This is a genomic window from Flavobacterium johnsoniae (assembly GCF_001879205.1).
Classification (GTDB): domain Bacteria; phylum Bacteroidota; class Bacteroidia; order Flavobacteriales; family Flavobacteriaceae; genus Flavobacterium; species Flavobacterium johnsoniae_A.
The window spans coordinates 684,358-696,847 of sequence record NZ_MLFK01000005.1 but is presented as its reverse complement, the minus strand read 5'-3'; the positions used below and the strand labels follow the sequence as shown (position 1 = coordinate 696,847).

The following is a 12,490-nucleotide window of genomic DNA, read 5'->3' as shown; positions in this document are numbered from 1 at the left end:
ATATTTTAAAAACAAAAACCTAATAAAAGTTAACTTACTCATCAGTAGATTTTTTTAAGAGATTGTTACACTAAATCTTTTAAAATAATATATAAAAAAACTACTTTTGCAGTCTGAAAATCATAACTACACAATGAGCACAACTAAAAAAATACAATCAGCGTTAATATCTGTTTTTTCGAAAGATGGATTAGAGCCAATCGTTAGAAAATTACACGAGCAAAACGTAACACTTTACTCAACCGGAGGAACAGAAGAATTCATTAAAAACCTTGGAATTCCGGTAGTTCCGGTTGAAGATATTACTTCTTTCCCTGAAATTCTTGGCGGAAGAGTAAAAACATTACATCCGAAAATTTTTGGTGGAATCCTAAACCGTCAGGACAACGAAAGTGATGTACAACAAATGAAAGAATTTGATATTCCTCAAATTGATTTGGTAATTGTTGATTTGTATCCTTTTGAAAAAACTGTTGCTTCTGGTGCAAGCGAACAAGATATTATTGAAAAAATTGATATTGGCGGTATTTCACTAATTCGCGCTGGTGCAAAAAACTTCAAAGACACTGTAATTGTGGCTTCGGTTAACGAATACAGCTTACTTTTGGATTTGATTACAGAACAAAATGGTTCTACAACTCTTGAAAACAGAAGATTATTAGCAACGAAAGCGTTCCATGTTTCATCTCATTATGATGGTGCAATTTTCAATTACTTCAATACAGATGAAACTATCTACAAAGAAAGTATTGCTGATGGTCAAGTTTTAAGATATGGAGAAAACCCGCATCAAAAAGGTTTTTTCTTTGGAGATTTTGATGCTATGTTCAAAAAAGTTCACGGAAAAGAGCTATCGTACAATAACTTATTAGATGTAGATGCGGCTGTAAACTTAATAAATGAATTTAAGACAGACGGTCCAACATTTGCTATTTTGAAACATAATAACGCTTGTGGGTTAGCTTCAAGAAAAACAATCAGCGAAGCCTATTTAGCAGCTTTGGCTTGTGACCCAACATCTGCTTTTGGTGGAGTTTTAATTGCAAATACCAAAATTGACTTAGCAACAGCGCAGGAAATTAACAAATTATTCTGCGAAGTCGTAATCGCTCCAAGTTATGATGATGAAGCAATTACAGTTTTACAAGAAAAGAAAAACAGAATTATTTTAGTTCAAAATGAAGTTGAATTACCTTCAAGACAAGTTAGAACATGTCTTAATGGTTTGTTAATTCAGGACAGAAATAATATTACAGATAATAAAGAGCATTTAAAAACCGTTACAATTACAGAACCTACTGCTCAGGAGATCGAAGATTTGATCTTTGCTTCAAAAATTTGCAAGAATACAAAATCAAACACAATTGTATTTGCGAAAAACGGAACATTGATTTCTTCAGGTACAGGTCAGACTTCAAGAGTTGACGCTTTAGTACAAGCTGTTGACAAAGCAAAAGCTTTTGGATTTGATTTAACCGGTGCTTCGATGGCAAGTGATGCATTTTTCCCATTTCCGGATTGTGTAGAATTAGCTAAAAAAGCAGGAATAACAGCTGTAATTCAGCCTGGAGGTTCAATAAAAGACGAATTAAGTATAAATTATTGCAATGAAAATAATCTTGCAATGGTATTTACAGGAACTCGTCATTTTAAACATTAATTTGTTTAACTTTGTTCGATAAATAATTTATAACATTTTAAACCCCTAAAAAACTTATGGGATTTTTTGATTTCATGACCGAGGATATTGCGATAGACCTTGGAACCGCAAACACTTTAATCATACATAATGATAAAGTTGTTATTGATAGTCCGTCTATCGTTGCACGTGATAGAGTATCAGGCAAAATCATTGCTGTTGGCAAAGAAGCCAACATGATGCAAGGTAAAACGCATGAAAACATCAAGACCATAAGGCCTTTGAAAGATGGTGTAATTGCTGATTTTGATGCTTCGGAAAAAATGATCAATATGTTCATTAAAAGCATTCCTGCATTGAAAAAAAGAATGTTTACTCCAGCTTTACGCATGGTAGTTTGTATTCCTTCCGGTATTACTGAAGTGGAGATGAGAGCGGTAAAAGAATCTTGTGAAAGAGTAAACGGAAAAGAAGTTTATTTGATTCATGAGCCAATGGCAGCCGCAATTGGTATTGGTATCGATATCATGCAGCCAAAAGGAAACATGATTGTTGATATTGGAGGTGGTACAACAGAAATTGCAGTTATCGCATTAGGCGGAATCGTATGCGACAAATCTGTAAAAATTGCAGGTGACGTTTTCACAAATGATATCGTTTACTACATGCGTACACAACACAACCTTTTTGTGGGAGAAAGTACTGCTGAAAAAATAAAAATTCAAATTGGAGCGGCTATCGAAGATTTAGACGGACCGCCGGAAGATATGTCAGTTCAAGGTAGAGATTTACTTACTGGTAAACCAAAACAAGTAGATGTTTCTTACCGCGAGATCGCAAAAGCGTTAGACAAATCTATTCAGCGTATCGAGGATGCAGTAATGGAAACATTATCTCAAACCCCTCCCGAATTAGCTGCTGATATTTACAATACGGGTATCTATTTAGCAGGCGGAGGATCTATGTTAAGAGGTCTTGACAAACGTATTTCTCAAAAAACAGATTTACCTGTTTACATTGCCGAAGATCCATTAAGAGCAGTTGTTCGCGGTACAGGAATGGCTCTTAAAAACATTGCAAAATTTAAAAGTATCTTAATCAAATAAGATTCAAAAATAACAATCAATATACTTTTATAAGGGTCAATTTTTTAATATTTGACCCTTGTAAAGTTTGAAACCTTAAAGCATATCCTGAAACAAAATAACCAGACACGAAATGCAGCAAATTTTTAATTTCATTATAAGAAACAGTAATCGATTGCTGTTTTTGCTGCTTTTAGGTATTTCGTTGACTCTCACAATTCAATCGCATTCCTACCACAGAAGCAGAGTAATCAGTTCAGCTAACTTTTTAAGCGGAGGTGTTTATGAAAGAATTAATCGTGTAAACGAATATTTGAATTTAAGAACTGAAAATGATGAGCTTGTACTCGAAAACGCAAGGTTAAAAAGTCTTTTATTCAATAAAGAAGACACAACAAAAGCACCATTGCCAGATAGTATTAAAGGAGTAAAACCTGCTGATATTATTGTTTCGAAAGTCATCCATAATTCATACAATACACACGAAAACTTTATCACACTGAACTCCGGAAAAAACGAAGGGGTTAAGCCAGATATGGGCGTTATTAACAGTTTGGGGATCATTGGAGTTGTAGACAATACTTCGCCAAGATATTCTACTGTTGTGAGTATTTTGAATATGAAATCGCAGATTAATGCCAAATTAAAGAAAACAAATCACTTTGGATCTTTAACCTGGGACGGAAAAAGCACTGGATTTGTACAACTGGAAGATGTTCCTAGATTAGCATCTGTAAGAAAAGGAGATACTATTGTTACCGGAGGACAGTCTGTTATTTTCCCTGAAGGAATTAACATTGGTACAGTAGAAAACATATACAAAAAAGAAAATTCAAGTTTTTACGTAATAAGGGTAAAATTGTTTAACGACATGACAAACCTGGGTCACGTATATATTATCAAAAGTAAAGACAGGGAAGAACTTATTAATTTAGAAAAGAAAAGTAAGGAAAAAGATGAATAGCGCTTTATTAGTAAATATTTTTCGATTTATTATGTTGCTGTTAATTCAGGTTGTTATTTTTAACAACATGAATTTTTTAGGATACATAAGTCCTTTTCCGTACATCTTATATATTATTTTGTACCCTGTAAACAGTAACAGAGCGGGACTAATTATCTCCAGTTTTCTATTAGGATTAGTAATGGATATGTTTTGTAATTCTGGCGGAATCCATGCAACAGCCTGCGTAATTTTAGCTTACTACCGACCGTATATCTTTAAATTTTCATTTGGATTAAGTTATGAATATCAAACTATTAAACTGAATGAATCTTTAACTCCTGAGCGATTTTCGTTTATATTAGTTTCTGTTTTATTACATCATATTGTACTATTTACATTAGAAGCTTTTCAGTTTAAGTTTATAATAGATATTTTACTGCGAACACTGTTCAGCACCATTTTTACCATAATCACTTCCATTATAATAATTTATCTTATTAAGCCCAATAAACGATGAGAAAAGTTCTGCTGCCCTCTTTAATTATCATTGCAGCATCTTTGCTAGTGATGCGGATATTTTATCTGCAGATTATTGATGATTCGTTTAAATTGAAATCAGAAAACAATGCGATAAAAAAAGTCTACGACTATCCGGAACGTGGTTATATTTATGATCGAAATGGCAAACTATTAGTTGCTAATCAGGCATCATACGATATCATGGTTATCCCGAGAGAAATTGGAAAAGACCTTAATATCGAAGAATTTTGTGCGCTTCTAAACATTACCCGTGAGGATTATGAAAAAAGAATTGCAAAGGCAAAAGTATACAGCCCTAGATTACCATCTGTTTTCTTATCGCAGTTAAATAAAAATGAATTCGCTGCTTTTCAGGAAAAAATTAGAAAATACGAAGGTTTTTATTTTCAAAAACGTTCACTTCGTGATTATGAAGTAGATTATGGCGCTAATATTTTTGGTTTTATCACACAGGTTAACGAAAAATTAATAGAAAAAAATCCATATTACAATAGCGGGGATTTAATTGGACAACAAGGTGTAGAACAAAGTTATGAAGAAATTTTACGAGGAATAAAAGGTGTAAAATACATTCAGAAAGATAAATACAACCGAGAAATTGGTCCTTATAAAGAAGGAAAATACGACACGATCGCCGTAGCTGGAGAAGACATCAATATAACTATTGATGCCGAACTTCAAAAGTACGGTGAGGAACTGATGATCAACAAAAGAGGTGGTATCGTAGCTCTTGAGCCTAAAACAGGAGAAATCCTAGCATTAGTTACTGCACCTTCTTACGATCCCGGTATTATGGTTGGACGTCAAAAATCTAAAAATTACACGTTATTATATCGCGATTCTATAGCAAAACCATTATACGATAGAGGCCTTTTAGCGGAGTACCCTCCAGGTTCACCTTTTAAAATCCTGACCGGCTTAGTTGCGCTTCAAGAAGGAGTCGTAAATGAGCAAACAACTTTTATGTGCCATCACGGTTTTAGTTATGGAGGTGGTCGCTTTATGAAATGTCACGGTTTTGGGCCTCACCAACTGCACAACGGGATTTACAACTCTTGCAACACTTATTTCGGACAAGCTTACATGCTTACCATTAACAAGTATAAAGATCCGGGACAGGCTGTTGATGTTTGGAGCGGTCACGTAAAAAGTTTTGGATTAGGCCAATTTATGGGTTACGATTTACCTACTGGAAAAAGAGGTAACATTCCAACTTCTAAAACCTATAAGAGAATTTACCCTAATGGCGGATGGAGAAGCTCAACCATTGTATCAAATGCAATTGGTCAGGGAGAGGTTTTAATGACACCTATTCAGTTAGCTAATATGATGGCTACTGTCGCAAATCAGGGTTATTATTATACTCCTCACATCATTAAAAAAATTGAAGGAGAAAAAATAGACGAAAAGTTCACCACAAAGCACGTGACTACGATTGATCAAAAATATTTCCCGCCAGTTATCAGCGGACTGTTTGACGTTTACAACAAAGGTACAGCTTACAGTCTTAGAGTAGAAGGAATTGATATTTGTGGAAAGACAGGTACGGCAGAAAACTTTGCAAAAATCAATGGAAAGAGAACACAGCTAAAAGACCACTCGATATTTGTAGCCTTTGCACCAAAAGACAATCCAAAAATTGCCATTGCAGTAATGATTGAAAATGGTGGTTTTGGAGCAACAGTTGCAGGACCTATTGCAAGTTTGATGATCGAAAAATATTTAAGAAAGAAAATAACAAGAACTGATTTAGAAATTCGTGTTTTAAATAAAAGCTTAGCCAGCGAATATGCTAAATTAGGCGGAATGAATGAGGCAAGAGCGATCGAAACCACACCAAAAGATTCAGTATTAAAAGCTAAAATTGTTACTCCAAAAGCACCAATTACAGCTCCAAAAACAGAAGTTAAGAAAACAACAATAGACACTACTAAAAAGAACTAACAAGATTATTTCAAATGAAAAATCAAAGTGTAAAAAATAACATCGACTGGATAAGTGTCTTTATCTACATTGCGTTGGTAACATTAGGGTGGCTGAACATTTACTCTTCTTCGTTATTATCCACTGATGGAACATATCAAAAACAATTAATTTTTATTGGATGTACCATTCCACTAATTTTTGTTGTGCTTTTTGTTGATGGAAAGTTTTACGAAAAATACGCCAGTATAATCTTTGTCGTTTCGCTAGTATCTTTAGCCGGATTATTTTTATTCGGAAAAACTATTGCCGGTCAACGATGCTGGTATGCTATTGGAAGCTTTACCCTACAGCCTTCTGAGTTTGCAAAAGCCGCTACATCATTGGCATTAGCCAAATATTTAAGCGATACACAAATTAACCTTAAAGAAACCAATAGACAGTTACAAGCTTTGGCAATTGTATTTCTGCCGGTAATGCTTATTTTACCTCAGCCAGATCCGGGGAGTGCATTAATTTACAGCGTTTTTATTCTGGTTTTATTTAGAGAAGGACTTCCATCCTGGTATGTTTGGACAGGATTTATAACAATTTTATTGTTTGTACTAACTCTTATTTTAGAGCCATACGTAGTTATTTTAATTGCGCTGGGCGTTCTAATAATCATACACTTTAAAGGCCGTGCAGTTGACAGAAATGTTCTTTTAAGCGCAATTTTACTGGCATTAATTTCTGGTTTTGTCCTCTCTGTAGATTATGTTTTTGATAACGTTTTTAAGCAGCACCATAGAGATCGTTTCAATATTCTTTTAGGAAAAACAGTAGATATGAAAGGTATTGGTTATAATACCAATCAATCAGAAATTGCTATTGGATCTGGAGGATGGATTGGAAAAGGTTTTCTTGAAGGAACTCAAACTAAAGGAGGATTTGTTCCTGAACAACATACTGATTACATTTTTACAACCGTTGGTGAAGAATGGGGTTTCGCAGGTTCTTTGGTCGTTATTCTACTTTTTACCGGTTTGTTTTTAAGGGTAATTTATTTAGCCGAGAGGCAAAAAACTAAATTCAGCCGGGTTTACGGCTACTGCGTCGCCGGAATTTTATTCATACACTTCTTTGTAAACATTGCCATGGTTATTGGTATTTTCCCAACAATTGGGGTGCCTCTGCCCTTCTTTTCTTATGGAGGTTCAGGACTTTGGGGATTCACCATTTTATTGTTTATCTTCCTTAAAATGGATGCCAATAAAGTGAATGAATGGTAGATTAAATTCCAAATTTCGATCCAAATAATGCTCTGCATTGCATAGCAAATAATTAATACAAAGGCTTTAACTCAGATTTTTCACTAACTGAATTAAAGCTTTTTTTCTTTTTATATTTCCTTTTCATTCATCATTCATTACATTGACCGCATTTTCAACTGTTAAGTTCTGGTACATATCCAAGATATACCAATCTAAACCTCACAGTTAAAACCCTGCTTCCTACTATAAAAAATAGACAGATTTCATATTTGGAAAACAAGCATAAAAAAAGTCCGAAGTATAAACTTCGGACTTTTTTATTTTTTATCTTAATTATATTTTTTCGACTGGTTTCTTCTTCAAAAGTTTAACCAGAACAGGGAATGTAGATATTATAACAATTATAATAATGATATATTCAATGTGGTGCTTTAAATCAATCCCTTGTTTTAGGAACACTCCGTACAAATAATGTCCGGCAAATATTAAAATAAACGACCACAAGAAAGAACTCAAGATATTATAAAACATAAACTTCTTTTTATCCATAGAAACTATCCCCGCAATAATTGGCGCAAAAGTTCTAAAGATTGGCAGGAAACGAGCATAGATAATGGCTTTACCTCCGTATTTTTCAAAGAAATCTTTTGATTGTAAAAGGTATTTCTTTTTAAACCAAAATGTATCTTCTTTTTTAAACAAATAGTAACCACTTTTTGCTCCAAACCAGTAACCAGTCATATTACCCAAAACTCCCATAACTGCAACAGCTATAGAAAGTAAAAACACATTTAAAAAGTCACTTGGAATATAAACCACATTTTGAATTAGATCGCGGCTATAAATACCAGCTAAAAAAAGCAAACTATCTCCTGGTAGAAAAAAACCTGCAAAAAGTCCTGTTTCTGCAAAAACAATAAACAGAACAATAAACAGCCCAATTTGAAACCCTCCGATACTTAAAGTTATATAAAATTCAGGGTTTATTAACTGGGTCCAATCAAAATTACTCATAAATGAATTTGGTTATATTTATAAGTTCGTGAAATTAACAATAATTTGCCTTAACCACAATTAAATGCCATATTTTAAAGATAAATTAACTATTAAAAAAGCCCGAGTATAAACTCGGGCTTTAAAAATTATTTTTCTCTTTCGTACTTACAGCAAGAATGCAGGTTTTCATAATCAACATCAGTGGCTTTAACCTCCTTAGTATCATGTCCTGCTTTTGCAACCGCAGCATTCAAATCAGCTGTAGAAGACTTCTCTTCATTTAAAATTACAGCCAGTTGATGCGAGCTGATATCCCAGGTTGCAGTCTTTACACCCGGAACGCCGTACGCTGCTTTTTCAATACGTTTTTTACATTGTTCGCAATTACCGTTTACCTCGGTTGTATATTTTAAATTCTTGTTCTTTTTAGTTTGAGCCTGAGCTGAAAATCCTAAAAAAGTGATCATAGCGATTAAAATCAAATTTCTCATTTCGTCTATTATTTAGTTGTTATAAATTGTTATTGAATACTTATTTTATCTTAAATCGTAATCCTGCGTAATACATTTGTCCAAAAATCGGCGCATAAGCTACAGAAGCATCAAAATTTGGTCCGAAAGGATCATTTGCACCTAAAATTGCTTTTTGCTGTTTGTAGTTCCCAATGTTCTCTCCTCCCAGATATACTTCAAAAACAGATGAAAATACTCTTGTAACCTGAGCATTCATTACTGCATAGGAAGGTGAAAAATCAGGAAACTGATCTTCTGCCGGATTTGTGGCTGTATAAGGAAGCTGCTGTTTGCCTGACCAGTTAAAAGTAAAATCAAACTTCCATTGTTTGTCATTGTTCATCGTTGTTTCGTATTCTAAATTCCCAAGAAAACGATGTTTTGCTTGAAGCGGACGTTGGAATGTTCCTCTTAAATAATCCGTTTGAATGTCATAATATTTATAAGCTGTTCTTAAATTCAAATTATGAATTAACTCATAATTAAACTCAACCTGAAGGCTGTTTGCAAAAGAGTTTCCTTTTAAATTATAAAACAAAACATCCTGCGGACTCTGCATTATATCAACAACGGCCTGATTTTGAAAATCGGTTCTGTAGAAATCAAATCCCGCTTCGGCATTTTTATTGAAAATTCTAAACTTCTGCGAAAAGCTAATCCCATAATTCCAGGCAATTTCTGGATTTAAACCATAAATTTTTCCGTTATTATCTAAAATTGAAAATGTTCGTGAACTCGCAAAAAGCTGCTGGTTCTCTGCAAAAATATTAGCCGAACGTTTTCCTCTTCCGGCAGAAAAACGAATTACTCCATTTTTCCAGGGATTGTATCGCACATGAAGTCGAGGTGTAGCAAAAAAACCTAACCGATTGTGATTATCTACCCTTCCGCCTAAAATTATGCTGAAGTTATCTGTATTATCATAAGTATACTCAAAGAATGCTCCAACCGAATTATCGATTCGGCTGTAATCAGTAATATTCACAAATTCCTGATATTGATCGTAAGAAAAATTCAATCCAGTAGTAAACTTATGCATCGTATTGTTGATAATCGAATTGAAAATTAAATTCGAATAAAAACTATTCTGCTTAATATCATATTGATTTAAACCAAAATAAGAATCTTGTTTATGACTATTGAAAGCGTTCTGAAAACCAATACTCTGATAGGGCATATCTTTAAAAACATATCCTATTTTAGTCGAAACATCAAAACGTTCTGTATTGATTTCAGATCCCCAATGATTGGTTGTCCCGCGGTCACGGTCTTTATCAAAATCAACTTCACCGGTTTGTTTTTTATCATTCATATACCTGAAATTGATAAAACTTACCAAACCACTTTCCGGATCATAATATTGATAACGATTTAAAACATTGATTTGTTTCCCTAACGGATTGTCCAGAAAGCCATCATTGTTCATGTCATTTTTTGCCACACGTGCATTTCCGTGCACAAACAAACTTGTTGCCCACTTATCTGATATTCTTTTATTGAAATGGGTATTCAACTCAAATCTAGAGTCTGTAGAACCATACGCATTCAAAAAAAACGGAACGTCATTTAACGGCTTTAAAAGTTCAGTATTAATTTGTCCCGAAATACTTTCGTAACCGTTTATAACACTTCCGGCACCTTTAGTAATCTGAACACTTTCGATCCAGGTTCCCGGTGTAAAAGACAAACCATAAGCCTGAGAAGCTCCACGTACAGAAGGAATATTTTCTTCGGTAATCATTAAATACGGACTTGTTAAGCCCAGCATTTTAATTTGTTTGGTTCCCGTTAATGCATCTGAAAAATTCACATCTATTGATGGATTTGTTTCGAAGCTTTCGGCCAGATTACAACAAGCAGCTTTTAATAATTCTTTGCTTGTAATTAAAGATGTATTTGAAGTAAGCGTATACGATTTTTTAATTCCTTTTTGCTTTTTTGTAATTTTTACTTCCTCTAGATTTTCCTGTGAAAATGCAGAAACAGAGAGCAAAAACACCACAAAAAGCATGATATTTTTTTGCATAAAAAAAGATTTTAATGTTTTTAGAAATTTTTTGTTTAAAGTTTCTCAACTAAGAAACATTTAAACAACAAGGTACAAGCCATACAAAGAAGGCTTGATTCTAAAAAATTAAAATCAGGAGTAAAAAATATATTGATTATATAGTTTGAATAAAGGGGGCGCATTCGCATCAGAATAATACGAAATGATTTGATTGTTTTTGAAATTTGGAATTGACAAAAACGTAATTGGTTTGTATTCCTGAATTACTGCCGGAAATGCAAGCTGGAAAAAGAAAATTTTAAAAGTAGCATCATCTGATTTTTTTTCAAGATGAACTACCTTATCCTTACAGCAGGAAGATTTTTCCTCTTTAGTATCGCAGCATTTTTTTTCGGGTGATGCAGAAACAGAAGTATTTAAAGAAACAGAAGCTATTTCTCCGCCGCAATAATGCACATCAAAAGCAAACCCAATGTTGGAAACCAACAATAGGAACGCTAGAAATAATACTGTGCACTTTTTAGTCATACGGCAAAAATACCTAAATTGTCTCGAATAAAAATCTAATAAAATGTTATTTTTTTAAATTTTGAAACTGATAGTAAAATGCCGGAATAAATAAAAGCACAAATATGGGCTGAATTATAAATCTGCGTATATAGAAAAGAAGCCAGCTATTTTCAGGGAAATAACCAACGATTATAAAAAACACTGCAAATAGTATTAACGCAAAAAAAACATATAAGAAAATACTAAATTTTAAAACTCCCTTATCCCTAAACAGAACATAAATTAATGCGATTGATAAAACTGTATTTAAAACAAAACGAAAAACCAAATTATAAAAAAGCTTAAATAATTCAACTTTTGGCAATGGTAAATTATTAGCACTAGATTCGAAATATTCCAAAAACGGATCGTAGAAAAGTGTTTTTTCAAAAGCTCTTATTAGACCAAAACAGAAAACAATCAGCACTGAAATGAAAATTTTTCCTTTTTGCTCTTTTAATTTACTTAGCATACTTTGAGAATTTATTAACCCAAATAACCCATAAAAGAAAAACCGAACCATAAATAGCTAACGGAAACAAAACACCATGCAAAAAGTGTGATTTTTCAGGAAAATGAAATAGCAGAACCGTTAACAATGCAATTCGAATTACGTTTAGAATATAAATAAAGACGATCCCAAACAGAATATAAAGCAGTGTAACTTTCGGCTTTCCGGAAAAAGCAAGTACAAAAGAGACGAACAAAATCATAACGCTTACTGCATTACATCCTTCAACTATCCGAATAATATATTTATTATTAAACCAAACCTCTAGCCACGGTGAAGAAAAACTTTTCTGAACTTTAATATCATAATCAAACAACAAAAGTAATTGTTCAACATTACGACCCACCCAATTTGTAACTGCATCCACTTCATCAGCTCTCAAGCTATTTAGATAAAACTTATACGCAACGGTAAGTGCAATATAAGCAGTAAAAAAAGTACCTATAAAAAGTAAAAACGGCTTGAATTGGATTAGATATTTTCTCAACAGATTTTTTTTTCAAATTTATGTATTTTTTGAGTTTAGCT

Annotated in this window: 12 protein-coding genes; 6 read left to right on the top strand and 6 right to left on the bottom strand. The window is 33.4% G+C overall.

Annotation, left to right across the window (positions count from 1 at the left end):
• Positions 1 to 133: 133 nt before the first annotated feature.
• The 6 genes from purH to rodA all read left to right on the top strand — a co-directional run bounded on the left by purH (position 134) and on the right by rodA (position 7,404).
• The gene (gene purH / locus BKM63_RS08305) at positions 134 to 1,660 is read left to right on the top strand and encodes a bifunctional phosphoribosylaminoimidazolecarboxamide formyltransferase/IMP cyclohydrolase (protein WP_071636137.1); all 1,527 of its coding nucleotides are present in this window, start codon (positions 134 to 136) and stop codon (positions 1,658 to 1,660) included.
• Positions 1,661 to 1,716: 56 nt separating this feature from the next.
• On the top strand, positions 1,717 to 2,745 hold the full coding sequence (locus BKM63_RS08300; RefSeq protein WP_008466528.1) for a rod shape-determining protein: 1,029 nt from the start codon (positions 1,717 to 1,719) through the stop codon (positions 2,743 to 2,745).
• Between the two features lie 112 nt (positions 2,746 to 2,857).
• Positions 2,858 to 3,688, top strand: a complete 831-nt coding sequence (mreC, locus tag BKM63_RS08295; protein WP_071636136.1) for a rod shape-determining protein MreC — start codon at positions 2,858 to 2,860, stop codon at positions 3,686 to 3,688.
• On the top strand, positions 3,681 to 4,187 hold the full coding sequence (locus BKM63_RS08290; protein WP_071636135.1) for a rod shape-determining protein MreD: 507 nt from the start codon (positions 3,681 to 3,683) through the stop codon (positions 4,185 to 4,187). The genes mreC and BKM63_RS08290 overlap by 8 nt, the downstream gene beginning before the upstream one ends.
• Positions 4,184 to 6,154: a penicillin-binding protein 2 gene (gene mrdA / locus BKM63_RS08285; protein WP_071636134.1), complete on the top strand. Its 1,971-nt coding sequence runs from the start codon at positions 4,184 to 4,186 to the stop codon at positions 6,152 to 6,154. The genes BKM63_RS08290 and mrdA overlap by 4 nt, the downstream gene beginning before the upstream one ends.
• A gap of 14 nt (positions 6,155 to 6,168) precedes the next feature.
• The gene (gene rodA / locus BKM63_RS08280; RefSeq protein WP_071636133.1) at positions 6,169 to 7,404 is read left to right on the top strand and encodes a rod shape-determining protein RodA; all 1,236 of its coding nucleotides are present in this window, start codon (positions 6,169 to 6,171) and stop codon (positions 7,402 to 7,404) included.
• Positions 7,405 to 7,719: 315 nt separating this feature from the next.
• Here rodA and BKM63_RS08275 read toward each other — a convergent pair whose 3' ends face one another.
• The 6 genes from BKM63_RS08275 to xrtF all read right to left on the bottom strand — a co-directional run bounded on the left by BKM63_RS08275 (position 7,720) and on the right by xrtF (position 12,449).
• Positions 7,720 to 8,400: a DedA family protein gene (locus tag BKM63_RS08275; protein ID WP_071636132.1), complete on the bottom strand. Its 681-nt coding sequence runs from the start codon at positions 8,398 to 8,400 to the stop codon at positions 7,720 to 7,722.
• A 128-nt stretch (positions 8,401 to 8,528) separates the two neighbouring features.
• Positions 8,529 to 8,873: a heavy-metal-associated domain-containing protein gene (locus BKM63_RS08270; RefSeq protein ID WP_071636131.1), complete on the bottom strand. Its 345-nt coding sequence runs from the start codon at positions 8,871 to 8,873 to the stop codon at positions 8,529 to 8,531.
• A gap of 40 nt (positions 8,874 to 8,913) precedes the next feature.
• Entirely contained in the window at positions 8,914 to 10,920 is a 2,007-nt protein-coding gene (locus BKM63_RS08265; RefSeq protein WP_071636130.1) for a TonB-dependent receptor plug domain-containing protein, read from the bottom strand.
• Positions 10,921 to 11,034: 114 nt separating this feature from the next.
• Positions 11,035 to 11,430 carry an HYC_CC_PP family protein gene (locus tag BKM63_RS08260; protein WP_071636129.1) on the bottom strand — a complete coding sequence of 132 codons (396 nt, stop codon included), beginning with the start codon at positions 11,428 to 11,430 and terminating at the stop codon, positions 11,035 to 11,037.
• A gap of 46 nt (positions 11,431 to 11,476) precedes the next feature.
• A complete protein-coding gene (locus tag BKM63_RS08255; RefSeq protein ID WP_071636128.1) occupies positions 11,477 to 11,923 on the bottom strand; it encodes an exosortase F system-associated membrane protein in 447 nt (148 codons plus the stop codon).
• Positions 11,913 to 12,449: an exosortase family protein XrtF gene (gene xrtF / locus BKM63_RS08250; protein WP_071636127.1), complete on the bottom strand. Its 537-nt coding sequence runs from the start codon at positions 12,447 to 12,449 to the stop codon at positions 11,913 to 11,915. The genes BKM63_RS08255 and xrtF overlap by 11 nt, the downstream gene beginning before the upstream one ends.
• Between the last annotated feature and the right edge of the window lie 41 nt (positions 12,450 to 12,490).